The sequence below is a fragment of the Novosphingobium sp. 17-62-19 genome (assembly GCF_002256775.1).
Classification (GTDB): Bacteria; Pseudomonadota; Alphaproteobacteria; order Sphingomonadales; family Sphingomonadaceae; genus Novosphingobium.
On the sequence record NZ_NCII01000020.1, the window covers coordinates 45,672 to 69,454 of the forward strand.

Below are 23,783 nucleotides of genomic sequence, written 5' to 3' on the forward strand. Positions count from 1 at the left end.
TAGGCGGCATAGTCTCGTCACCCTAGAACCCCGGAACAAGCCAAAGCACTCCGGGAGAAGACCATGCGTACCCTGATCCGAGATGTCGCGATCTTCGATGGCGAGACAATGCACAGCGGAAACAACGCTGTAGTTGTATCCGGTGACCGGATCGAGGCTATTGCAGACGCCGCCAGTGCGTTTGACGGGCAGGCTTTCGACCACGTGATCGAAGGCAGGGGCATGACGCTGATGCCCGGCATGGTGGAATCGCACGCCCACCTCACCTGGGGTTCTTCGGTCGAGAAAATCTACCACCAGTTCATCCTCCCGCCTGAAGAGCTGAAAGTGGCGGCGTGGCGCAATGCGCGCGTGCTGCTCGATCATGGTTTCACCAGCGCCTTTTCCGCAGGCGCGCTGGGCGATGGCATCGAAGTTGAACTGGCAAAGGCCATTGCATCCAGCGAAACTCCGGGACCACGCCTAATCCCCTCCACGCTGGAACGCAGCCCCGAAGGCGCAGAAGGCGTTGAAACCGGGGACGTTTTCAACGGGCGCGGGCCTGACGCGATCCGCAATTTCGTGGCCTATTGCAAGGAGCAGGGCGTCGGCTCGCTCAAGCTGGTGGTTTCGGGCGAAGATGCGCTGAAGCCCGGCTCTGCGGGCGATGTGCTCTACACGGACGAGGAAATGGAAGCCGCTGGGCAGGCTGCGCGTGAGGCAGGCCTGTGGATTGCCACGCACGCCTATTACCCAAAGGCCATCGACCTTGCGCTGAAGGCCGGAGCGCGCATCATCTACCACGCATCCTATGCCGATGAAGCCGCCGCCGATGCGATGATTGCGGCCAAGGACACCACCTTCTACGCCCCCTCGCCCGGCGTCTCCATCGCCGCGCTGGAAGCCACCCCGCCGCCGCATATCGACATGAGCCACATGAAGAAAAGCGCTGCTGAACGCATGGCGCTGGAGGCGAAGCTGGTGCCGGCGCTCAAGGCGCGCGGAATGCGCATCCTGATCGGCGGGGACTATGGATTTCCGTTTAATCCCAATGGCCGCAACGCCCGCGACTTGCAGATCTTCGTCGATCATTTCGGCTATAGTCCAGCCGAGGCGTTGACGGCCGCGACGGCACTGGGTGGCGAATTGATGGACCTGCAAGTGGGCCGCGTTCGCGAAGGCTGGCTGGCTGATCTGCTGCTGGTCGATGGGGACCCGACGCAGGACGTGAGCATCCTGCAGGACAAGGCGCGGCTGGTGATGATCATGCAGGGCGGCGCGCTCTACAAGACTCCTGCAGCATGATCGACGTTGCGATCATCGGTTGCGGCCCTGTCGGAGCTATGGCTGCCAACCTGCTGGGAAAGCAGGGTCTTTCGGTCATAGTGCTGGAAAAAGAGACCGAGCATTACCCCCTCCCCCGCGCAGTTCACCTCGACCACGAAATGATGCGCCTTTTCCAGAGCGCGGGCGTGATTGACCGCGTTCTGCCCGACATGGTGGCCACGGACGGCCATCTGCACGTGGGCGCCGATCATGGCGTGATCCGCTACATGGGCACCGTGGGCAAGCCCAAGCCGTTCGGTTGGTCCAACGACTACTTTTTCTACCAGCCAGAATTCGAAACGCACCTGCGTGATGCCTTTGCGGACAACGGGGCCATCGAACTGCTGCTTGGCGCCGAATTTTCCGCGCTGGAACAGCATGATAGCCACGTTCGGGTGCGCTATTTCCTGAACGACACCAAAATGCACCAAAAGCGCACCAAGATGCACCTGGACGCACGCTGGGTGATCGCAGCGGACGGTTCACGCAGCCCTGTGCGCAAAGCGCTGAACGTGAAGCTGGACGACCTCGATTTCGAGGAGCCGTGGCTTGTCGTCGATGCCGAAGTGGAAGGCCCGGTCACTTTTCCAACACTGACCGGTGTGCCCGCCGATGCTGATTTGCAGCGCCTGTCGGTGATGATGTGCGACCCTGCCCGCCCCGCCACGGTGGTGCCCGGAAGGCGCAATCACCGCCGCTGGGAATTCATGCTGCTGCCCGGTGAGGACGATGCGGTGATGATGCAGCCTGAGAACGTCGCGGCGCTGATCGGTTCGTGGACGAAGGAGGTTCCGCACCAGATCGTGCGAGCCGCCACGTATCGCTTTCACGGTCTGGTGGCCGAGCAATGGCAGGTGGGCCGGGTGTTTCTGGCAGGCGATGCCGCACACCAGACGCCGCCGTTCTTTGGGCAGGGCATGTGTCATGGCTTGCGCGATGTGGCCAACCTTGCGTGGAAAATGGCGGCGATTGTGAATGATGGCTCGGACGAGGCCATTCTCAGCACTTATCAGCCCGAACGCGACCCGCATGTGCGCGGCGTGATTGGTGCGGCGGTGGCGGCGGGGCGCTATATTTGCGAGCTTGATGCTGCCAAGGCAACGGCGCGCGATGCGGCAATCCGTGAGCAGGCCGCGCAAAAGGCGGGCGAGACGGCGGCGGATCTGATCCCGGCGATTTCAACGGGCTTCGTTGCGCCCGGCACTGCTGGGGCGGGTATGCGGTTTGTGCAGCCGATCCTGTGTGATGGGCGCAAGCTGGATGATCTGACCGGACAGGGTTGGCGCTTGTTCGTGCGTGCTGGTGGGCCGACCGGAGCGATAGTCGCCGCCGACCTGCCCGATGGTGGTGCAGTGGCGGCGTGGCTTGACGCCCATGAAGCAGAAGCTGTGCTGGTGCGGCCTGACCACTATGTGTTCGGCACGGGCAAGGCGGCCGACCTTCTCGCGTTGCGCGATATGTTGTTGAAGAACAAGCAGGAGGTTGCCGCGTGAGCCTTTCCCTTTCCGCTGCACAGACCATTGTTACCGCTGCGCTGGCCGAAGCGCGCGCGCGCTCTGCCAAGGCTCTGGCGGTGATCGTGTTGGACGCCGGGGGGCATCCGGTAGCCTTTGCCCGTGAAGATGGGGCGACCATGTTTCGCCATGACATCGCACGGGCAAAGGCGCTGGGCGCCATCGGCATGGGCGATGATACCCGCGTGATTGCAGAGCGCGCCAAGGGCAATCCAGCTTTCTTTCAAAGCGTTACGGCAGTGGTAGGCGGAAATATCGCGTTCTCGCCCGGCGGCGTGCTGATCCGCGACGCGGGCGCAGTGATCGGCGCGGTGGGGATCAGCGGCGATACCGGCGATTGTGACGAGGAATGCGCGCTGGCGGGCATTCGCGCTGCCGGGTTCAATCTGGAGAATGCAAAGTGAAGTTGCGCAGCATCGAACTGGCACTACCCGATCCGGCGGGCGCGGCGGCGTGGATGGTGGACGTGTGGGGCCTTTATCCCGCAGAAGTGCGCGGCGAAACGCATTACCTGCGCGGCACCGGACCGTCCCCTTATCTGGTGGCGTTTGAAAAATCGGACGCAGAATTTGTGTGTTCCACCACTTTCGTGTGTTCAGAGGAGGAGATGGCCGCGCTGAAGGTGCGCGTGACGCAGCAGGGTTGGGCAGCACGGCCAGTGAATTCATCCGATCCCGGCGATGGTTCGGGCATTGTGGTGGAACTGCCCGAAGGCACGATCCTGCGCTTTCTGGCGGGCACCAAGGAGGTTGCGCCAGTTGAAGGCTTTACCAAGGCCAGCAAGCGCGTCTCCCCGGTCAAGCTGACGCACGTGGTGTTCAACGCCGCCGATGCCGAAATGATGGGCCATGCCGTTGAAGACGTGCTGGGCTTCCGCGTGTCTGACCGGACCAAGGGCATGGTCTTCGTGCGCTGTAACGACAGTCACCATTCCACTGCGTTTGCCCGCGCGGGCTTTGCCAGCCTGAACCACGTGGCTTTCGAGATGGACGATCTGGACGCGGTGATGCGCGGCATTGGCTGGATGCGCGACAATGGCTTTGCGCCTGCATGGGGGCCGGGGCGGCATGGGCCGGGCGACAATGTCTATGCCTATTACATCGCGCCGTTCGGGCCAGTGATCGAGTATTCGACGGCCGTCGAGAAAGTCCCGTTGGACTATCGCGCTGGTGAGCCGGACGATTGGACCTGGCCCGAACAGCGCATTGACCAGTGGGGTGTTTCGGACAAGGACTTTGCGGCCCTGCGCGTTGCCGAGGAACGCTTCCGTTGCCGCCGCGATTGGGAACCTGCCCCGCTTTGAACATCAACAGACGGGGATTTGTTGGCGGCACGGCCGCGCTTGCACTGGCTGGAACCACCGGACATGCAAGGCAAATCCTCCCGGGAGAAAAGACAATGGCCCGTTACATCAGTTTTCGACGCCCTGACGGCACCCCCAGCTTTGGCCGCCTTGATGGCGAGACCGTGCAGGATCTTGGCGTTCAAGGGGCGTCTGCTTTCCTCAAGGACGTGCTGGATGGCGATCTGGCAGCGCTTGCCGCCAACGCCAGCTTTGCCCGCGCCGATGTGCGCTTGCTGCCGGTGGTGCCGAACCCCGACAAGATCTTCTGCGTGGGCCTGAACTATGCCACCCACGTGGCCGAAACCGGGCGCGACCAGAAGGAATTTCCGGCAATCTTCACCCGCTGGGCCGACAGTCTGGTTGCTGATGGCGAACCGCTGGTGCGCCCGCCCGAAACCACTCGGTTCGATTATGAAGGCGAGCTGGCCGTGGTGATCGGCAAAGGTGGCCGCCGCATTCCCCGCGCCACGGCGCTCGATCATGTGGCGGGCTATTCGGTGTTCAACGATGGATCGGTGCGCGATTGGCAGCGCCACAACATCCAGTTCACGCCCGGCAAGACCTTCCCCGGCACCGGCGCTTTTGGCCCTGCCCTTGTCACGCCCGATGATGTGGCCGACCTTGCCAGCCAGCGCGTGCAGACCCGGCTGAATGGTGAACTGGTGCAGGATCAGCCCATCTCGGACATGATCTGGGACGTGGCTTTCGTGATCGAATATTGCTCCACGTTCGCGCCGCTCAATCCCGGCGACGTAATCATCACCGGCACGCCCGGAGGCGTGGGCGACAAACGAACGCCGCCGCTTTACATGAAGGGCGGCGATGTTTGCGAAGTGTCCATCGGTGTGATCGGCACGCTGTCCAACCCGGTGATCGACGAAGTGTAATGTATCACGTGGGCTGACTGCTTCGACTTGCCAGGGCCCGCTCACCCTGAGCTTGTCGAAGGGTGTCTGCATCGGCGCCGTGCAGTATGCTTCGACAAACTCAGCATGAGCGGATTGTGGGAGGCGGGTTGTCGGAAGCGGGTGGTGGGAAGACGTCTGATTTTCCGCTGGCATTTTAGCGGTGGGCGGCGATCAGGTCCGTCATGACGTCAATGAACGCCTTTGCCATCGGGCTGGGCACGATTGCTTTCAAGCGCTTCCAACCGAATTTGCGGACCGGACTGTCGGCCAGTGGAACCCATGCGAACTGCGGTTCGTGTCCGATCAGTTCCACATCAGTCAGCAGGAACAGGCGGTTGCTGGCCAGCGCGATGTGCTTTTGCAGGTAGAGCGAGTTGGTGCGGATCACGTCTGCCGGCCAAGGCAGGCCCCGGCTGAGGAACAAGGCCTCGATCAACTGGTGAAAGCGGCTGCCACCGGTCGGCAAGACCCAAGGCTGATCCAGCAAATCCTGAATGCGCAATGTCGGGGCCTGCGCCAGCGGGTTTCCGCGCGCCATGCCGACATACATACGTTCGGTCAGCAGCACGCCTTCGACGATGTTGGGTGATGGCCTGCCGCCATCGGTCCCGCCGATATCGGTGACCGGGCCGACCAACAGCCCGATCTCGCCCTTTTCGAGCGCGGGCTGGAGTTCGGAATCCAGCCCTTCACGCAGGCCAATCCGCAAGGGGCCACCGCGTGTACACAGGTGGCCGAACACGGCGGGCATCAGGCCGGGCATGGCGCTGGGCGTTGCGCCGACGATCAGTGGCCCCAGTGCTTCCTCACCCAGCGAGGACAGCTCATCGCGCGCCTGCCGGGCAAGGTTGGTCATCGCCATGGCCGTGCGTCCAAGTATGACGCCCGCCGGTGTGGGCACCGCTCCGCGATGCCCGCGTTCCAGAACTTGCGCCTTGGCGACACGTTCAATCAGCGCGATGCTTTTGGAAATGGCAGGTTGCGTGACGCCAAGGGCCTCTGCGGCGCGGTTGAAAGATCCGTGCTCGATCACCGCGCGCAAGGCCCGCCAGTGGCGCGTATCGATGTCCATGATCATTCCTGATGGTTATAGCTTCATTGCCTTGTAGTACTATGCAGCATGAGCGGCAATGGCTAGCACGGCGCCGGGAACCAGGGGACATGTGATGACAGAGCCTGCTGATATTGCCGCCCGCATTGCCGAAATGGGACGGGAACTGGGGCCGCAAGTGTTGCAAGCCTTGGGGACGCTTTATGCCGATCAGCAACGCGCGCTAGCCGCTGCGGTGCCGGTTTCGGTGCAGGACGTGGCTTATGGCCCCCACGAGCGGCACCGGTTCGACCTTTACAAGCCACAGGGCAAAGCAAGCGCGCCCATTCTGGTATTTGTGCATGGTGGCGGATTTCTGAAGGGCGACAAGGGCGACAACGGCAGCCTGGCCAACACCAACATGGGCCGTATCGCGGCGCGCGCAGGGTTCCTTGGCGTGGTCATCAACTATCGCCTTGCGCCCGATCATGTGTGGCCTGCGGGTGCAGAAGACGTTGGGGCTGTGGTTTCGTGGTTGAAAGCGAACGCTTCGGATCATGGCGGCGATCCACAGCGGATCATCCTGTGCGGCACATCGGCTGGGGCGGTGCATGTGTCTGGCTATGTCAAGCATGTCGGCCCTGCGCAGGCAGAGGCGGATGTGCGGGGGCTGATCCTGTTGTCGGGCCTTTACGGCTACACGCCGCCCGATGCACGTGACGCGCTTTATACCGGCGAACCGGCGCTCTATCCTCAGCGCTGGACCAAGGATGCATTAGCCGCAGTTCGGCTGCCGATCATGGCATGTTGCGCTGAATTCGATCCGGTGCGTTTCCAGACGGAATGGGTGGGGCTGATGCAGGACCGGTTGCTGCATCAAGGCTGCCTTCCGGCTGGCGGCGTGGTGCGCGGGCACAATCACTATAGCATCACCATGCACATCGGCGGTGATGATCGTAGGCTGGAGCAGGAACTGATCGCCTTTGCAGCGCAAGCCTGCTGCGGATAATCACCACACTAACTTCACGCTACTGTTAAGCGCTTTTCAACTCGGCCCGGCTAACGCGGGAGGATGACATCGGCTGCCGTTTCCCTAGCGCTCGTGCTTGTACTGGCCATGACTTACCTTGGCTATCCGCTGGCGCTATTGCTGCTGCACGGCATCAAACCACGGCGCGATGATGGGGCGGGCCATGCCCTGCCCCACGGCCTTTCGGTCACAGTTCTTATCGCGGCCTATAACGAACAAGGCAGCATCCTCGAGAAGTTGAAAACGGTGCTGGCCGCAGCGGACAATAGCCCTTGGCCGGTTGCCGTGATCGTTGGCGACGATGGCTCTACCGATGACACGGCTTTGCTGGCGGAGAGTGTTGATGACGCGCGCTTGACGGTGGTGCGTTGCCCGCGCGGAGGGAAGGCTTCGGTGCTGAACCGGATCATCGATCTGGCGCAGGGCGATATCGTGATCCTGACCGACGCCGATCCGCTGTTTCTGCCCGACACGATCGACGCTATTGTGCGGCCCTTTGCCGATCCGGCAGTGGGTGCGGTGGCAGGCGCGGTTGTGGTCAACCGGGCCAGTGGTGGGAAGCGCAGGCTGGCGCAGTTTGACGGGCTTTTCCGCACGTATGAATCGTGGCTGCGCACGGCTGAGAGCCGGTTGATCGGGTGCAGCAGTGCCGATGGCGGGCTGTTTGCCATAAGGCGCGGGCTGTTTCCGGTAGTGCCGGGCGATGTGACCGACGACTTCTATATCAGCACGGCAGCGGTTGCGGGCGGGCAGCGCATCGTGTTCGAGCCTGCCGCGCGCGTGGTGGAGGAAAGCATTGCGGGCAGCCACCGCAACTTCCGTCGGCGCGTGCGCATTACCGTGCGGGGGATGACCGGCCTGTGGCGGCGGCGGCGTTTGATGAATCCGTTTGTGACTGGCGGCTATGCCTTCGGACTGATCGTTCACAAGCTGTTGCGGCGGCTGGCCCCGCTGTTCCTTGTGGCGCTGTGGCCGCTTTCGCTGATGGCGGCATTGGCGGCGCAGGGGTTGGCGGCGTGGTTCTGGGCGGCGACGTGTGGGGGCCTCAGCCTGCTGGTGCTGTGCGGGGTTGCCGGGCTGGCCGAGGGCATTGGCTGGCCGCGCCCGGTACGGATGCTGCACGGGCTGGCGCTGCATCTTGCCGGACAGCTGACGGGCGTGTGGCAATTCGCCACCGGTCGCCGCTACAGCCAGTGGACGCCTGCGAAGTGAAGTGGGGCATTGCGATTGTCGGGGCCGCTGCGGTGATCGGCTTCGGGCTTATGCTTGCCCCCGGAGCGGCCCAACCGGCGCAGGGCGATCAGCACTTGGCTGACACGTTCGACAATGGGCTGTGCGCCGGATCGGATGAGTGTCCGTGGTATTTTCAGCAGCGCGTCGATGGTGAGGTACGTGCAGAGCCGGTCGCGGGGCGCGGCGGGCTGGCGCTTCATGCGCTGGCGGGGCCGAAGCGGGGTGAGACGGTGGCCAAGGCGGCGCTGGTGGCCCGCATTGCGCCTGCGGGCCAGGGCAGCGTGATCCGCGTCTCGTTTGACATGATGGTGCCGCATGGCCGCCCCGGCAATTCGCTGCAACTGGTGGATCTGGAATGCGCGGACTGCGGGTGGTCGCACAATCCCGGCGTGCGCCTTTACCTGCGGCATGGGCGGCTGCGGATCGACCGTTCGAAGATCGATGTTGCGCGGGCGTGGATGAACGATGCAGGGCCGCAGATGGAGCGTGGCCGCTGGCACCATGTTGCTTATGAAATGCTTGTTTCGGCGGGCGACGATGGCTGGGCGCGGGCCTTTCTTGATGGACGTGAAGTTGTCGGCGGCACAGGGCGCACGTTGATGACCAAGCGCATGGAGTGGATCGACCGGGTGCAAGTGGGGCTGACCGCCAATTCGAACCCCGAACCGGCGGAACTTTGGGTCGACAATGTGAAGATCGATGTGACGGCCCCTGCCGGTAAGGCCCGCTGATGCTGAGCGCGCGCTGGATCGAGCCGCAAGATGCGCTGGCCGACGTAGCGCGCTGGCAGGCGCTGGCGGCAAGGTGCGCCAATTCCAACGTTTTTTACGAGCACTGGGCAGTGCAAGCCTGCCAGACCCTTCCCGAAGGCCGCGGATTGCGACTGCTGCTGGTGGAGCACCATGATGGCAGTTGGGCCGGATTGCTGCCGCTGATGCCGTGGCGTGCCGGGGGCGTGACCATCGGTTGGCAGAACTGGGACCAACGCGTGCGGGCGCTGGGCGATCCGCTGATCGTCAAAGGTCTGGAAACAGACGTGTGGCAAGCCATGTTGGCGATGCTGGCGCGGGACTGGTGGCAGCCGATGTTGCGGCTTTCCACACTGGATGAACAAGGCCCGGTGGGAGCCGCGCTGCTGAATATACTGGGCCAAGGGGCGTGGCCGCACCGGCTGACGCGCAGGCTGGAACGGGCGGTCCTGAACCACGGGCCTGCTGCCGCCGACTATTGCGCGAGCAACATCCGCGGCAAAGTGCTGAAGGAATATCGCCGGTTGAAGCGGCGGCTGGCGGACCGAGGCGAGTTGCGTGTGGAACAGCTTGGCACTGGAATGCCTGCGGCCAGTTGGACCGAACAATTGCTTGGCCTTGAAACCGTAGGCTGGAAAGGCCGCGATGGGGTGGCCGCTGCCTGCGATCCGGCGTTGCAGCAATGCGTGCATCGTCTGCTGGACGAAGCGCACCGACTGGGTCGGCTCGATTTCTGGCGGATGACGCTGGATGGCGAGCCGCTGTCGATGCTGGCCTGCCTCGAAAACGGGCAAGGTCAGGCCTTTCAGTACAAGATCAGTTATGACGAGCGCCATGCCGCCAGTTCACCGGGGGTGCTGCTGGAACTGGAATACCTGCAGGCCATGCTTGACGGCGACCGGCTGACCCGGTGCGACAGTTGCGCCCGCCCGGACCATCCGATGATCAACCGCCTGTGGGTGGATCGTATGCCTGTCTGCTCGGTGGTGATCGGCCAGCCCACGCTGGTCGGCCGGGGGATCATCGGGCTGACCGCGCTGATGGACCGGCGCAAGGCCAGATCGCACGCGCAAACCGCCCCTGTTCCAGAGATGGAAACGAACTGAACCATGACGACGAACACCGTCCTTTTCACACCAGCCGGGCACGCGGCACTTGTTTCGGCCTACCCCGCCTTGCCCTGCGGCCTGAACCACGGCCTTGTGGGCCATCCGCTGCTCACGCGCGCCGCGCTTGAAGAACTGGCTGCCAGTCTGCCAGCATCCCACGTTGAGCATTCAATCGGCGATGTGCCGGTGAATCAGGACCCTTCGGCGACCAAGGTTGTGCCGCTGACGGCGGCAGACGTGGTGCGGACGATCGACACCAACCGGTGCTGGATGGTGATGAAGAAGGTGGAGCACGTGCCTGCCTATGCCCGCCTGCTCGACGCGCTGCTGGCCGATATCGCCAATCTGGTGATTCCGCTGACCGGGCCGATTGTGCGCCCGGAATCCTTCGTGTTCCTGTCTGCACCAAATTCGGTCACGCCGTTCCACATGGACCCCGAACACAACATCCTGCTGCAAATTGAAGGCGGTAAGACGATGAACGTCTATCCGGCGGACAGCACCGAGATGGTGCCGCAGGAGGCGCATGAGGCATTCCATCGCGGCGCGCACCGCAATCTGGTGCATCGCGATGCCTTCGAAGCGCAGGCCCGGCCCTTTGCGATGCAGCCCGGTGATGCGGTCTACGTGCCGGTAAAGGCACCGCATTGGGTGCAGAACGGGCCTGAGGTATCGATCTCGTTCAGCGTTACATGGCGTTCACGGCTGAGCGATGGCGAAGCGCGGCTGCATCTGGTGAACCACCAGTTGCGCAAACTTGGCCTGCAACCCGCCCTGCCCGGCCAAAGCCCGCTGGCCGATCAGGCCAAGGTCAGCGCGCATCGCGGGTTCAAGGCGGTGACGCACGGGATCAAGCGGGCGCTGGGCAAGCAGCCAGACCGCACCGCCTATTAGGCAGCGGCCATCATGGCCAGCTGGCGTGAAGCATTGGCCGTGAGGTCGAATTCCTGTTCCACATGACGTCGCCCGCGCTTGGCCATTTCCAGCGCGGCGACAGGATCGGTGAAAACGCGCAACAATGCCTGACCAAGCGCCGCGCTATCGCGCTGCGGCACCAGCAGGCCGGTTTCTCCATCGCGGATCAGTTCGGGGATGCCGGATATGGCAGTGGTGATGGCGGGGCGCTGATAGGCCAGAGCTTCGATCATCACGTTGGGAATGCCTTCCTGGCGGCCGCTAGGGCCGATCACGCTGGGGGCAACGCAAACGCTGGCGGTGCGATAGCTTTCGGCTACCACTTCGAACGGCTGCATCCCGCGAAAGCGCACGCGATCACCGAGCGATGCGGCCTGCGCTTTCAGCGCTTCGGCGCTGGGGCCGCTGCCGATCAGGTCCAGCTGCCAGTTGCCCAACCGCTCGCCTACCGCGCCAAGCGCTTCGAGCAGGTATTCGACGCCCTTCTTGGGTTCCAGCGCGCCGACATAGAGGATGCGGAATGGGTCGGTTGAAGGCACAGTGTCAACAGGCGCGATGCGGGCTGTGTCCACGCTGGAGTGGATGACCTGGATAGGGCGTTCGGCAATGGCGGGGACTGTCCGGTGCAGGAAGGCCGCGCCAAATTCGCTGACGGTGCGGATGCCGCCCGCTTCGGACAGTTTGGCATCCAGCAGGCGTTGCGTGCGGAAAATATCGTGCGCGCGGCAACTGACCGAATAGGGCAGCCCCCCCATGCGCCGTCCGATCCATGCGGCGGTGGCGGGGTGTCCGGCAAATTCAGCATGGATGTGATCGGCACCCCAGCGTTGTGCATCGGCGGCAATCGCCAGCGCTTTTGGCAGGAGCGCCAGAGACTTGGCGGCAATGCGCGGCAACGAGGCATAGGCGGTCACTATCCGCCCGATGATGGCCCCCATCGTCAACGGGCGACGAACCACCCCTCCCGCTAACGCCGTGAGGCTTTCGCGGCCCAGCAGCGGAATGGAGCGAACGCGCTCGCGCAGCGGTTCGGCAAAGCCGTGCAGGGTCTGGTTCTTCCGCCATGCCGCCACGTGATAGAGGCGCACCTCATGGCCCAGTTCGATGAACTTCATCAGATCGCGGTAGATGAAGGTTTCGGTCGATTTGGGAAATTCGGTGACGATCACGGCGATCTTCATGGGGTGTTCCTGTTGAGCCGCCCAACCTGCGCCAGCATTCCCGCGCGCAAGCCAAGCGCGAGCAGCAGCCAGAGATAGCGCAAATCCTTGTGCGGCATGAAAAACGACGCTGCCAACAGCGCGGCCAGCGCAAGCATCAGGGCAATGGCCACGGACGACAGTTCCTGGCTGATGGAGCGGGATGCGTCTATCAACTGGCGGAACACCTCGCGCACCAGCAGCGCAAACAGCGCAAGGCCGACCAACCCGTATTCCACCGCCGTATCGAGGAACATGTTGTGCAATTCGCGCGGTTCCAGAATGCGGCCCGGATACCAGCGGTACTCCGGCCCCACGTAATAGCTCGGGAAATTGCCGGGGCCGATGCCCCAGATCGGCGATCCCGAGAGCAGATCACCGCCGATGCGCAGATAGGTGATGCGGCGGAACAGCGTGCGGTCCTTGGCAAAATCGCCGATGGCCATGAAGCGCTCGACCAGTTCGGGCGGGGCGATGGCGATCAGGCCGATCACCGCAGCGATGCCCGCCAGGATCATCAGCGGAAAGGCGCGATGGCCGCGAAACCGCCAACCGAGCAGGCCTGCTGCCAGCGCAAGCCCGATCAGCGCGCTGCGGGCCGACATCTGGCCAAGCGCCACGATGCCAAGCGCGGTGGCACCCAGCAGCACGGGCTGCCAGCGCCGCGCGGCATAGACTGTCAGCGCCATTGCCAGCACCGTGCTGACCATCAGCATCTGCGCCGCTGTAGTGGGGTTTTCGTCCGACCCGCCAGAGGACCGGGCTGCGCCTTCGAACTCGGCAGTGGTGGCGGCGATCGATGTGGCGACAAGGCGCGTGCCGGTCTTGTATTCGATCAACACGATCACCGCCGCGACGGTTCCGGCTAGCACGATGGAGCCGGTGACTAGCGTCAGGTGGCGCGGGGAACTGATGGCCAGCATGATGCACAGTGCCGGAAGGATGGAACCCGACAGCTTGATGATGTAATCCACGCCTTCAGACTTGTGCGCGCTCATCGCCCAGCACACGAATATCCATGCGCAAAGGATTGCGATAAGGCGCACGCCGAAGGGCAGGAGGTGCCCCCCTTCCTGCGGACTGTTCAGGCGGATGGTCAGCAGCCAGATCAGGCTTCCCGCCACCAGCCCAGCAAACAGCATCTCGCCAGCGCTGATCGGCAGGCTGGCCGTCAGCCGATTGCCCACAGCATCAAGCTGCGTCAGCGCGGCATAGAGCAGCGCCAACAGCAACAGCAGGTGCTGCACCGGCATGGCCATCAGCCGGTTCGGGCCTCCATGCAGCATGGGCGACGAAGGCGCGGTTGACGCCATGATCAGCCGATGAAGAAGTGCGGTTCGCCGCCGATATCCTGCTTCCAGCGTTCACAGGTTTCCGCCAGCCAGGCCGGATCGGCGGCGGCATGAGCCGGGATGCCGATGAAATATCGGACAGAGCAGCCCATCGCAGCGAGCCATCCTTGTGGACATTCCTGATCGACCGCCCCTGCATAGACCAGCGTGCCCGGCAGCACAGCGACAGGATCGAAGCTGGCGCGGGTTGCATCGGCCACGGGCATCGGCCGCCCTGCTGCCTTCGCCATATCAAGCGCACATTGGGTAAGCAGGCGGGCAGATGTGTGTGCGCCGACCGACACGGCCACGCAGATGTCACCCGAGGTCAGGCCCGATTGCACAAGGGCATCGCCAAGCGTTGCGCAGGCCGCACGACGTTCGCCAAGATTGTATTGCGCGCCATCTGCTGGAGACGGGATCACCCCGGCTATTGCGACCTGCGGCGTTGGCTGCGGTTCGGTCGCCACCTCTTGTGCGGGCTCCTCACCATGTTCGGCAAGGTCAATGTCTTGGGCAAGCGCGTTCGCACCGGCTGTCATGGTGGGGCTGTAGCGGTGGATCGGCCCGGCAACTGGTGTGGCCTCTATCGCAGCGTTGCTGGCGCGCTGGCGGAAGATCGAAATGTTTTCGGGCAGGTCCTGTGGGGCATGTTCGGCGTCCCGGCGTTTGTTGGCAAAGCTGGCCGGGCGGAGATCGACGGCATCGTCGTTATCCACGCTTGCACCGTTCACGGCTGCTGCCAGCGATTGGCCCGGACCAAGCAGCAGAAGCGCAATGGCGGCAAGTGCAGCACCGGCAACAAAACCGGCGATAGTATTGTAAAAGACCTTGGGCGAGGAACGGACCAGCGGTGGCGTGGCCTTCTCGATCACTTCGATCTTGGGGGCATTGGTCTGATTTTCGTTGAGGTTGAAGCTGACCCGCTGCGCCAGATCGTCAACTTCCTTGCTCACAAGGGCAATGCGGTCGTCGATCTGCTTGATCGTCATTTCACTGCCGCTGACTTTGCCGAACTGCGCGCGCAAAGCGCTGATACGGCCCTGCCGGATCGCGATACCCTGGCGCAGCCCGTCTGCCTTGGGGGCGGCGGTGGCGAGCGCCTGTTCGACGGCCTGCTGCGACGTGCTCATGCGTCCGCTTGCCTGCCGACGCAGTGCGGCGACTTCAGCCGCGGCACTGTCGAGAGCAACGCGGTCACTGGTGAGGCGGCTTTCCTCCGCCATCAGTTCCTGCATCAGGCCCTGTTTCTGGGTATCGACATCGACAACGCCGCTGCGCTGCTTGAGCAAGCGCGACTGGTTTAGCAGCGTGGCGAGTTCCGCACGCTTGGCCACGAGGTTCTTGCCGAGGGTGGTCGTGAGCAGCTCCTCGCTGGCTTCCGACTGCGTATGCGCGCGTGATACGATGGCTTCGGACAGCGCGTTGGCCAGCCAGGCGGCGGCCTGCGGATCGTCCCAAGCAACCGCGACTTTCATCAGATAGGTGCCTTCGACCATTTCGATGGTCGTGTTCTCGATCAGCGACTGCATCAGGTCTTCGCGCAGCGGCACTTTCACCACTTCGCCGTAGTTCAGCCAGCTGAGGATTTGGCCCGGAGTGAAGAAGCTGGGGGCCGAGGCATTGCGCTCCAGAGTCTCAAGCGAGACGTTCGCGCGCTTTGCCTCCCACGCAAGGTAGCGCTCGACCACGGGTTCGAGCACCGGGCGCGTATAGACGTACTCGCCATAAGTCTGGACCATGACCGCGCCGCCATCGAACGTCTGGCCGCGCACGAAGCGCGTGGCAAAGCCGAGTTCGGCGCTGGTGGGCACAATGTTGAGCCGCGCTGCCGATTCAAAGCTGGGGCGCTGTGCCAGCACGGCCACGCTGAACAGCCACGCCAGCAGCGTGCAGCCAATCACGAGGCCGCCGACCAACCGCCAGCGCGACATGATCAGCCGCCAGTAATACAGACCGACGGGCATCAGGGCGACACCAGAGTGACGTTTGAACCGAGGTTTATGCCATTGAAACCGATGATCTGGCGGATCTGGCGCGCGCGGTCTGCCATGCGGGCGACTTGCGTTGCGGGAATGATGATGACGCTGAACGGTTTGAGTTCACGCAACTGCGCACTGCTGCCGTCAAGAACAGCGCGCATATCGATCATTTCGGCCAGAAGCTGCCCTTTGACCGGGGTCAGCAGCACCACTTGCGAAAGGTCTGCGTCCCGCGATGCCCCGCCGGCACGGGCTAGTGCCTCGAACAGGGAACTACCATCGCGATAGGGGAATGCGCCAGGACGGGCGACTTCGCCCATCACGAAAGTTTCCGGCGGCAACGGCGGGCGGGCGTATTCCAGCACCTGGACCGATACCGACGGCCGCTCCAGCACTGGACGATAGAGCGCCTGCAATTTTTCCTGCAATTCAGTGGCGGTCAAACCGCGCGTCTGCATCGGCTTGAGCAACGGCGGGCTGATCTCGCCCGAGACCAGCACCCGCTGTTCACTGTCGAGCAGCGGCATATAAGGAAAGCGAATACGAACCAGATCATTGGGCGAAAAATCACCGGGACGTTCGAGCAACTGGGTGAGCGTATCGCTGACCTCATCGCCGAGCGCCCCGCGCGGTGCAGTTACGCCCTGCTCTGGCAGAATCGCGATGTTGCGCTGGGGCTGATATTGGGTCGAACTCGCGCAGCCGGTCAGCAGAAGCGCTGCCAGCCCTGCTGCTGCGCAAGCACGGCCTTTTGAGAAACGAAGGTCGTCTGACACGATTTGCAAATCCCTTGAACGTCCGTTTTCCTAGGCCGGGCACGCTAAATTTATCGTTAACTCTGTGCAGGCGTTCAGCGCCTTGCGAGACCTACGAGCATCTTCTCGAACATGCGGGTCGAGCGCTGAATGCCGTATTGGGCTGCCGTAGCGCGACCAGCGCCGACTGTGCTGGTCAACCGCGCCGGATCGGCCAGAAGTTCTTCGATACGCGCGGCCAGAACCTGCGCATCGCCGGTCGGCACAAGCCAGCCATTATCACCATCGCTGATAAAACTGTCCGGCCCTCCGCACCGTGTAGCAAGGACCGGGAGCCCCTGATGCATCGCCTCGATCAGGACATTGCCAAAGCCCTCGCGCCGCGATGCCAGAACGAACAGGTCGGCCCCTGCCATGGCGGCACCGGGATCGGCCACGTGCCCCGCCAGCCGGACATGATCATTCAGGCCCTCAGCAACGATCCGCGCTTCAAGCTTCGCTCTTTCCGGGCCTTCGCCGTAGATTGTCAGCTGACATGGGCGATCATGCCGCGCGAGCTTTCCAACGGCGGCAATCAGCAGATCAAAGCCCTTTTCCCTCACCAGCCTGCCCGCGCTGACGATCTGCCACGGCCCCGTTCGGACTGCGGCGGAGGGATGGACGCAGGTTTGGGATGCCCAATCATCGATTACCGGGTTGGGCAGGCAACGGATCGGCAATTCCCGCCTCATCAGGGCGTTCAGTTCGGCGGCAATCGCCTGTGTCGGCACCGCAACCGCAGTGGCAGAAGGATAGAGCAAACGCATCGCCGCCTTGCGCAGCCAAGGCCATTTGGCCCCGGCCAGATACGCGGTGGGCGTCGTGTGCTCTGAAACGATCCGCGCACAATTGCGGGCTGGTGCCGCCATAAGTGCCAGATTCATTGCGTTTGTAGCCGAATAGGCGACATCGATGCCCAGTGCATCCAGTTGCCTGCCGATGTCGAAGCTGCGCCAGAGCGCACGGTTGGCACCGATGCGAAGTGGCTCGACATCGCGGGGAAGGAGGTCGAGGAAATCCCCTTCTACGCGCCCCAGCAGAAGATGCGGATCGAACCGCGAGCGATCAAGTGCCCCCAGCCAGTTGAGCACGACCCGCTCTGCCCCACCCGGCCGAAAGTGGGGCAACAGGAACGCGACCTTGATGCGATGTTCAGGCACGCCTGGTGCGCCGTATAAGCAAGGCAAGGGCTTGGCGGCTCAGACACTCCTCATCACGGCACAAGACCAGTTCCGCAGCAGCATAGCCGAGTAAGAATGTTGCAACGGTGGGCCCGAGCAGGAACAGGCGCAGCCACTGACTGCCGGCTGCGGGCAAAGTCTGCTGAAGCACGAAGGCCAACAGGCTGCCAACACCCGCCGCCGCAAGGGTCCTGGCAAAGGCGCGGAACTGTTCAGCCAAAGGATAGTCGGCGAAACGGTCCTTGGCGACACGCATGGCCTGCGCCAGATTGAGTGCCGTTGCCAGTGCAGCCCCCCATGCTATGCCAGCCACGCCGAGCAGCGGGATCAGCGCCAGCAGCGCCACTGCCCGCAGCGCGATTCCCGTGACGGCAATTCGAATCATGTCGCCGCGAGGATTCCCGCGCGAGTCGGCAAATATCGCGGACGTTGTTGCCAGAAGCGGTGTCAGGAACATTGCGGCGGCGCAGTAGCCGATAGTCGTTGCGATCGTCGCAGAAAGCCCGTCCGCACCAAAGGCACCATAGCCAAACAGCAGGCGGACAATGAAGTCGGTGGAGAACACCATACTGATCGACACCACCGTCTGAATGGCAAACACGCTGCGCTGACGCTGGGCGAAACCCAATGCCGCCTCGCGCGGGCTGCTCGATTGCATAACCCGGACGAGATCTGGAAACATGACTGCCGAAACGCTCGACATAACCAGACCCGGCACCAGCGAGGCAAGGCGCGAGCCGTACTCCAGTGCGGCCACACTGCCATCCGCAAGCGTCGATGCGGCCATGAAATCCATCAATGTCGTGGCCTGATTGAACACGACGAATATAACCGCTGCGACCAGACCACCCGCGGCTCCCGTGGCGACAGGCCCTGCCTGTTCCCCACCATTGCCTACACCTCGGGCTTGCGCCCGTTCGGCACGCATTCGGTGGATAAATGGCAGCGATCCGAAAACCATGATGGCAAGCGCCAGAATGGCCCCCACCACCAGCATCTCACCAACTTCGATAATGCCCAGCGGTGGCACCAGAAACAGGAGAACCCCGACCAGCAAAATGCGCTGTGACATGGCTGCGAATTCAACCAGACCGTGTTTGCCACTGGCCTGCCGCATCGCATTGAGTATCCAGATCAACGTGGTCAGGACAATCAACGGCGCCATGATGCGCACCAGTTGATCCATCAGAAGGTGGCGCTCACCGGAAAATCCTGGGGCGAAAACCGTGACGAACCACGAAGGCCAGATCAGGGCGATGAAGACTATGGAAAGGATGATCCCGGCCACACCTGCCGCCAGCCGATTGCGAAACAACCCCAGCAGCGAAGCACTGGAATCGAGCCGTGCGACAAGCTGCGGCATGAGCGCCATGTGAACCAGCTTGCCAGTGGCGTCCGCAACGCCATTGGTGCTGCGCCGCGCCAGAAAGAACGCATCCAGCTGGGCCGACGCACCAAACCGCGAAGCCAGCAATGTTGACATGGCGAAACTGAACAGCAGATCGACCACCCGGATGCCAAACACCATCGTGGTCGATTTCGCAAAAGAGCTTGCCTGCTTGTCTTTACCCCTCACGCCGCAACGGTCCGCGATTTGCGTTGAGGCCCAAGGTTGCCACTATAGCGGGACGTGATTGTCCATTGCGTCCCCAGCACATAGATATGCGTCACCTTCTGCCCGCACTCGCGATAGCCGAAGTAGTACTGCACCAGATAGGACGCCGCGTTGGTGAGGTCGACGATACCGAACTGGCGGCGGATGCCCAGATCACACAAGTAGTGCATGGTATAGCGGCACAGCAGCATCCCCAGCCTGCTATTGCGCTGGTCAGGGTCGAGCAGCCAGCAATAGTGATATGCCTCGCCCGGCATCACCCGATAGAACTCATGGGCTTTGCGGTCCTGATGCGAAGTCAGTGATATCCACACACAACCGCAAGCAATCCCGTCGCGCGTGATGAACAGCGCGTGCTTGCCATCGCGCAGCATCTGGCGAAATGCAGGCGCGCGATGAGCCAGCCAATCACACAGCACTGGCAACGGATCATCGCCGACCACGCGTAGACAGTCCACGCCGTCGGGAAGCTTTCCGTCTCCCAACACGCCCTGCCATTCGGCACGGAACTCGACCATAACGCTGTGTGTGATGCGAAAGACATGATCCTGCCACACTTTTGCCAGCGTTGACTTCAGACCTCTGTCAGCAATGCGTGCGGACAAGCGCTTGAGGGCCGTGTTCAAGCCCACTGCCGCCTCGTGCGGATCAATTGGTTGCGCAAGCTCACAGCCGCGCGACGGGCGCTGAACAGCAGGCCATGCGCTGCGGGTTTGAGCACGATGGAATTGACCGGCACCATGATGCGGCGATGCGGATTGAACGATCGCTTGAACTGCAGCCTTCCACTGGCGTTCTCGTCCAGCGCGATCTCCAGCGGCAAGCCGGCAAGATCGAAGCCGACGCAGCCCATCGCCCGCGCAGTCCGCATGGCCTCCCACAACAAGCCATAAGCGCGAGGCACCGGCGCTCCGGGATCGACCGTTGGCATGGACAGCCAGATCGCCTCGTCAGCCTGCCGAATGAAGCAGTGCCCACCGGTCGGTACGCCATCTGTTTCGGCAATCAGCAGCGCGCCGCCTAAGCGCTTCACCATCTCGGCCTGCGCAACAGCATCGGGCAGGTCACGGCTGGCGTAGAGCGGTTTGGCAGCATAGAAACTGTCGAGCAGGCTCTGGTAGAGCGCAACGTCCGCACTACTATCGGGATCGGCAAGGCGCACTACCTGCCCCGATGCTTCAGCCTTGCGCAATTGCCGCCGAGCGCGCTGCTTGAAGCCTGCAAGAATGTCCGCTTCCGGCTTATCCAGCCACACTATGCCGGTCGATACATGGAGCGATTGTTGTGCCAACGGCATCGGCACACCCGCCTCAATCCGTATTGTTTCTGCTGCCATCGCAACATCCCTGCCCCGCACGCGCGGAGCCAACTGGATGGCACTGCATCCTGTCCGCGCCAGCGCCTCCTTGAGCGCGGCAACAACCGTTCCCAGCCGTGCAATGTCGTGGACAATCGGGCCACGAACGATCTTGGCCATCCAGTGAAACGGCGACATGCGGACCTCGCGGATCACTGCTGTTGCGCAAAGCACGCCATGATCTTCGTAGAAGAAGTAGCGGTATTGTGCCCCGCACTGTCGCTTCTGAATATCGGCCCAGACGCTTGTCTGCTGATAGGCAGCATGGGGACTGGCCATGACAAAGGCGTCAAGAACAACGCGTTGGCCATCGTCCAATTCGTCCAGGAGAAGCGCTTGTGACGGCATTGCTAGAGTCGGTCTCCGGGGCTGTTCATCGAATCTTTTGAGGTTGCCGTTAGCGGTTAACAGGCAGCCGTTGATGGACCCTTAAGATGAGCGATGTTTGCAGGTGGCCCGATCAGGGATGCCCGCCCAATATGGTTGACGCGCCTTTGGCATCGGCTTTCGAGCCGCAATCTGGCCCTGTGCCAAATGCTGATTTCGCAGCCCTATCCCCAACCGTTTTGGAGCGCAGCGCTCAAGCCGTGTGGATGAAGTGCTGGCTTTCCGCCTATGCTCCACAAGGCGCAATATGCGTTGAAGGCGTCCATTTTCTGGAGCACATACATAGCCTGAATGCGATCTCGCTGCGCGTGCTGCATAGCCCCACCAATCTCCAGACTCCGCGCCACAGCATCGTGGCGGAAGCATCATTGGGCAGCCCCGAAATCAGACATGCGTTGCGGCGCCATCGCGCGGCGGGCGTCATACTCGAATATCTGCCACACCCAGATATGGAGACGATCAGAACTACGCTGCAGTCGGCAGGCCTGCGCCATCTGGTCATCGCTCAGGCAGCCATTCCCGTCACTGTCTGTACCCATACCTTCGATCACTTTGTCGAACTGCGCAGTAAACGCGAACGCCAAAGGACACGGAAGCTTCTAAGGCTGGTAGACGATGCAGACGGTTCGCTGTGCTTTTCTGTCATCACGGATGGAGCGCAAGTCGCACCGCTCATCGAAGAGTGCTTAGCCCTTGAACAAGCCAGCTGGAAAGGCCGCGAAGGAACAGCAATCCTCGACAAGCCGGAGGACGCCCGCTTCTATCGCCAACTGGCCCAAGACCTCGCCGCTGCCGGACTGCTTCGGCTCGCCCTGTTGCACGACCGTGCCGGACAACTGGTTGCCTTTGAGCTGTGCATGGCATGGGATGGTCGCCTGATTGCACTCAAGACATCGTGCAGCGAACGGCATCTTGACCTTTCACCGGGTCATGTACTGGCCCTTTTGCACATCCGCCACTGTTGCGCCGACCCGACGATCAGTCTCTATGACGTGACCGGCAATGGCTTGAGCCCTGCCCCCCACCTGCTGCGCTATGCTGATCGGCAGGAACTGCTTTGGCGGGTGATACTGTTTGCACCGGGCTGGCGTGGACGAATTCTACAACTGATGTGGCAGGCCCGCCTGCGCTTACGGAGCGTTAAGCGGTTTGTGGCAAGTCGGTGCGGATGAACCGCAAGACGGAACGACGACTGCACCTGCTTCAGGCCCTGCTTGCTGTGACTACAGCGGTGGCAGCCTGCCGAATCCTGTGGCCGGTCGCGCCGTGGGCTGGATGCCTTCTCGCCATCATCCTCCTAGGGCTGGCGCACAGCAGGATGATGCTTACGCCGGGCACCGCCATCCTGACGTATCATTCGATCAGTGATGATGCTGCATGGTTGCCATGGTCGAAGGACATCACTGTCAGCCGACAGACCTTTGCCGCGCATCTGCAAACGCTCAAGGCAATGGCCGTGCCGGTTCTGGCCACCCGCGATTATGTAGCGATGCGTCAACGTGGTGAGCCGATCCCGCGCCGCGCCGTCGTCCTGCATTTTGATGACGGTTATTTTGACAACTGGTGCCATGCAGTGCCTCTGCTGGTTCAGCATGGCTTTCCCGCAACGTTCTTTGTCTCGCTGAATTTCATCGAACCGGGCGATCAGGTGCGTGCGCGCGCAGAACGCCCTGGCTATATGTCGTGGGCCGAATTGCGAGCGATCGAAGCGATCCCGGGGCTTGAAGTTGAACCCCACGGAATTGATCATGCGCGCATTGCGGTCGCAGGTGCCGCGGTGGCACGGCTGACCGCAGCAAACTGGCGCGATCATCTTTGGCTGCAATGGGCCGCATCGCCCGGTCCAAAGCATGATTGGTATGATCGCACTGCTGCTTGGGCTGTTCCAATCGGCAGCGCCGTGCCCCCTTCACGCCTCGCCCTCGCCTCGCCCGGACTGTCCGGCGACGCCATGGAAACCGATGCAGATGTGGCCACACGCATCCGCACGACGCTCGACGAGTGCAACTCAACCTTTGCGGACGAACTAGGCCGCAAGCCGCTCATTTTCTGTTGGCCCGAAAACAAGTGCGCTGCGGCCGGGCGGGAAATCGCCCAACAGCTGGGCTTTGCCGCGACAACAGGCGGCAAAGGACGCAACGCTGCGGGCGAGGCTCACAACGTGCTGTCGCGAGTGCATGTGCCAGACCGTTCGCTTGGATTTGCCAGCCCGCGCAGCGAAGGCTTCGCCTTGCGGGCGCTGATCGGAGCAATGCACGGCAATCTCTATTGGTACCCCGTCCTGTTGGCGATGCAAATCACCCGCTGGGCCGTTCATCGGGCCACACGGCTCACAGTTGGCACGAAGCAGGCTGAGCGTCGGCAGGGCGCAGCGATCTCGATGGAGCAGACGACATGAACGACTTTTCGAGCCGCTTTCCCAAAGTGGGCGACGAGCCGCAACAAGTCCTGCTCGATGAGGCGGAACTGCTAGTCATACAGGACGAGTTTGCCGTTGACGCTGCGCCACTTGCGGAACGCCGCACCGACATGCCGCGACGTGTCCGCTTCGAATGCGACATGAACGCGGTGCCTTTGCCGCTTGAAGTTGCCAAACCCACTTATGCTTCCACACTAAAACGCTGGTTCGACGCCGCGGTCGCGCTAGTCGCTATCGTGGCATTGCTGCCGGTGCTGGCCGGAGTAGCACTGGCGATCAAATTGCGCGGCGACAACTACGATGGCCGGTTGAGCGGCGACTATGATGGCCGGTAGGATCGGTTGTCTGGTCTGATCGTAGGGAGGGGCGCAGCCCCGACC

General features: G+C 62.5%; 22 protein-coding genes. 13 read left to right on the top strand and 9 right to left on the bottom strand.

What is annotated here, in order from left to right; translation table 11 throughout:
* Window positions 1–63 precede the first annotated feature (63 nt).
* From B7X90_RS05650 to B7X90_RS05670, 5 genes are all read left to right on the top strand, one after another.
* Window positions 64–1,284 carry an amidohydrolase family protein gene (locus B7X90_RS05650; RefSeq protein ID WP_292622500.1) on the top strand — a complete coding sequence of 407 codons (1,221 nt, stop codon included), beginning with the start codon at window positions 64–66 and terminating at the stop codon, window positions 1,282–1,284.
* Window positions 1,281–2,798: a bifunctional 3-(3-hydroxy-phenyl)propionate/3-hydroxycinnamic acid hydroxylase gene (locus tag B7X90_RS05655; RefSeq protein ID WP_292622501.1), complete on the top strand. Its 1,518-nt coding sequence runs from the start codon at window positions 1,281–1,283 to the stop codon at window positions 2,796–2,798. The genes B7X90_RS05650 and B7X90_RS05655 overlap by 4 nt, the downstream gene beginning before the upstream one ends.
* The gene (locus B7X90_RS05660; protein WP_292622502.1) at window positions 2,795–3,223 is read left to right on the top strand and encodes a heme-binding protein; all 429 of its coding nucleotides are present in this window, start codon (window positions 2,795–2,797) and stop codon (window positions 3,221–3,223) included. The genes B7X90_RS05655 and B7X90_RS05660 overlap by 4 nt, the downstream gene beginning before the upstream one ends.
* Entirely contained in the window at window positions 3,220–4,122 is a 903-nt protein-coding gene (locus B7X90_RS05665; RefSeq protein ID WP_292622504.1) for a VOC family protein, read from the top strand. The genes B7X90_RS05660 and B7X90_RS05665 overlap by 4 nt, the downstream gene beginning before the upstream one ends.
* Window positions 4,123–4,217: 95 nt before the next feature.
* The gene (locus tag B7X90_RS05670) at window positions 4,218–5,051 is read left to right on the top strand and encodes a fumarylacetoacetate hydrolase family protein (protein WP_292622506.1); all 834 of its coding nucleotides are present in this window, start codon (window positions 4,218–4,220) and stop codon (window positions 5,049–5,051) included.
* 175 nt (window positions 5,052–5,226) lie between these two features.
* On the opposite strand, the gene B7X90_RS05675 is transcribed toward B7X90_RS05670, so the two are convergent.
* Window positions 5,227–6,144 (bottom strand): LysR family transcriptional regulator, encoded by a 918-nt coding sequence (locus B7X90_RS05675; RefSeq protein WP_292622508.1) that lies wholly within the window; start codon window positions 6,142–6,144, stop codon window positions 5,227–5,229.
* A gap of 94 nt (window positions 6,145–6,238) precedes the next feature.
* On the opposite strand from B7X90_RS05675, the gene B7X90_RS05680 reads away from it, so the two are divergent.
* From B7X90_RS05680 to B7X90_RS05700, 5 genes are all read left to right on the top strand, one after another.
* On the top strand, window positions 6,239–7,111 hold the full coding sequence (locus tag B7X90_RS05680; protein WP_292622510.1) for an alpha/beta hydrolase: 873 nt from the start codon (window positions 6,239–6,241) through the stop codon (window positions 7,109–7,111).
* A gap of 63 nt (window positions 7,112–7,174) precedes the next feature.
* Complete coding sequence (locus tag B7X90_RS05685) at window positions 7,175–8,344, top strand: glycosyltransferase (RefSeq protein WP_292622511.1); 1,170 nt, start codon at window positions 7,175–7,177, stop codon at window positions 8,342–8,344.
* Window positions 8,326–9,096 (top strand): heparin lyase I family protein, encoded by a 771-nt coding sequence (locus tag B7X90_RS05690; protein ID WP_292622512.1) that lies wholly within the window; start codon window positions 8,326–8,328, stop codon window positions 9,094–9,096. The genes B7X90_RS05685 and B7X90_RS05690 overlap by 19 nt, the downstream gene beginning before the upstream one ends.
* Window positions 9,096–10,220 (top strand): GNAT family N-acetyltransferase, encoded by a 1,125-nt coding sequence (locus B7X90_RS05695; protein ID WP_292622514.1) that lies wholly within the window; start codon window positions 9,096–9,098, stop codon window positions 10,218–10,220. The genes B7X90_RS05690 and B7X90_RS05695 overlap by 1 nt, the downstream gene beginning before the upstream one ends.
* 3 nt (window positions 10,221–10,223) lie before the next feature.
* Window positions 10,224–11,117 carry a cupin domain-containing protein gene (locus B7X90_RS05700; protein ID WP_292622515.1) on the top strand — a complete coding sequence of 298 codons (894 nt, stop codon included), beginning with the start codon at window positions 10,224–10,226 and terminating at the stop codon, window positions 11,115–11,117.
* Here the strand turns inward: B7X90_RS05700 and B7X90_RS05705 are convergent.
* The 8 genes from B7X90_RS05705 to B7X90_RS05740 form a co-directional block, all read right to left on the bottom strand.
* Window positions 11,114–12,319, bottom strand: a complete 1,206-nt coding sequence (locus B7X90_RS05705; RefSeq protein WP_292622517.1) for a glycosyltransferase family 4 protein — start codon at window positions 12,317–12,319, stop codon at window positions 11,114–11,116. The two genes, B7X90_RS05700 and B7X90_RS05705, sit on opposite strands and share 4 nt — an antisense overlap.
* On the bottom strand, window positions 12,316–13,650 hold the full coding sequence (locus tag B7X90_RS05710) for an O-antigen ligase family protein (protein ID WP_292622518.1): 1,335 nt from the start codon (window positions 13,648–13,650) through the stop codon (window positions 12,316–12,318). Before B7X90_RS05710 ends, B7X90_RS05705 begins: the two co-directional genes overlap by 4 nt.
* 2 nt (window positions 13,651–13,652) lie before the next feature.
* Window positions 13,653–15,635: a hypothetical protein gene (locus B7X90_RS05715; protein WP_292622519.1), complete on the bottom strand. Its 1,983-nt coding sequence runs from the start codon at window positions 15,633–15,635 to the stop codon at window positions 13,653–13,655.
* On the bottom strand, window positions 15,635–16,426 hold the full coding sequence (locus B7X90_RS05720; RefSeq protein WP_292622521.1) for a polysaccharide biosynthesis/export family protein: 792 nt from the start codon (window positions 16,424–16,426) through the stop codon (window positions 15,635–15,637). The genes B7X90_RS05715 and B7X90_RS05720 overlap by 1 nt, the downstream gene beginning before the upstream one ends.
* Window positions 16,427–16,500: 74 nt before the next feature.
* Window positions 16,501–17,604, bottom strand: a complete 1,104-nt coding sequence (locus B7X90_RS05725) for a glycosyltransferase (RefSeq protein WP_292622523.1) — start codon at window positions 17,602–17,604, stop codon at window positions 16,501–16,503.
* A complete protein-coding gene (locus B7X90_RS05730; RefSeq protein ID WP_292622524.1) occupies window positions 17,597–19,201 on the bottom strand; it encodes a lipid II flippase MurJ in 1,605 nt (534 codons plus the stop codon). Before B7X90_RS05730 ends, B7X90_RS05725 begins: the two co-directional genes overlap by 8 nt.
* Window positions 19,198–19,866 carry a hypothetical protein gene (locus B7X90_RS05735; RefSeq protein WP_292622525.1) on the bottom strand — a complete coding sequence of 223 codons (669 nt, stop codon included), beginning with the start codon at window positions 19,864–19,866 and terminating at the stop codon, window positions 19,198–19,200. Before B7X90_RS05735 ends, B7X90_RS05730 begins: the two co-directional genes overlap by 4 nt.
* Entirely contained in the window at window positions 19,863–20,945 is a 1,083-nt protein-coding gene (locus tag B7X90_RS05740; RefSeq protein ID WP_292622526.1) for a peptidoglycan bridge formation glycyltransferase FemA/FemB family protein, read from the bottom strand. Before B7X90_RS05740 ends, B7X90_RS05735 begins: the two co-directional genes overlap by 4 nt.
* A 245-nt stretch (window positions 20,946–21,190) precedes the next feature.
* On the opposite strand from B7X90_RS05740, the gene B7X90_RS05745 reads away from it, so the two are divergent.
* The 3 genes from B7X90_RS05745 to B7X90_RS05755 are packed head-to-tail and all read left to right on the top strand — an operon-like array spanning window position 21,191 to window position 23,738.
* Complete coding sequence (locus B7X90_RS05745) at window positions 21,191–22,156, top strand: GNAT family N-acetyltransferase (protein ID WP_292622527.1); 966 nt, start codon at window positions 21,191–21,193, stop codon at window positions 22,154–22,156.
* Window positions 22,153–23,382 (top strand): polysaccharide deacetylase family protein, encoded by a 1,230-nt coding sequence (locus B7X90_RS05750; RefSeq protein WP_292622530.1) that lies wholly within the window; start codon window positions 22,153–22,155, stop codon window positions 23,380–23,382. The genes B7X90_RS05745 and B7X90_RS05750 overlap by 4 nt, the downstream gene beginning before the upstream one ends.
* On the top strand, window positions 23,379–23,738 hold the full coding sequence (locus B7X90_RS05755; RefSeq protein WP_292622531.1) for a hypothetical protein: 360 nt from the start codon (window positions 23,379–23,381) through the stop codon (window positions 23,736–23,738). The genes B7X90_RS05750 and B7X90_RS05755 overlap by 4 nt, the downstream gene beginning before the upstream one ends.
* The last annotated feature ends 45 nt before the right edge of the window (window positions 23,739–23,783 follow it).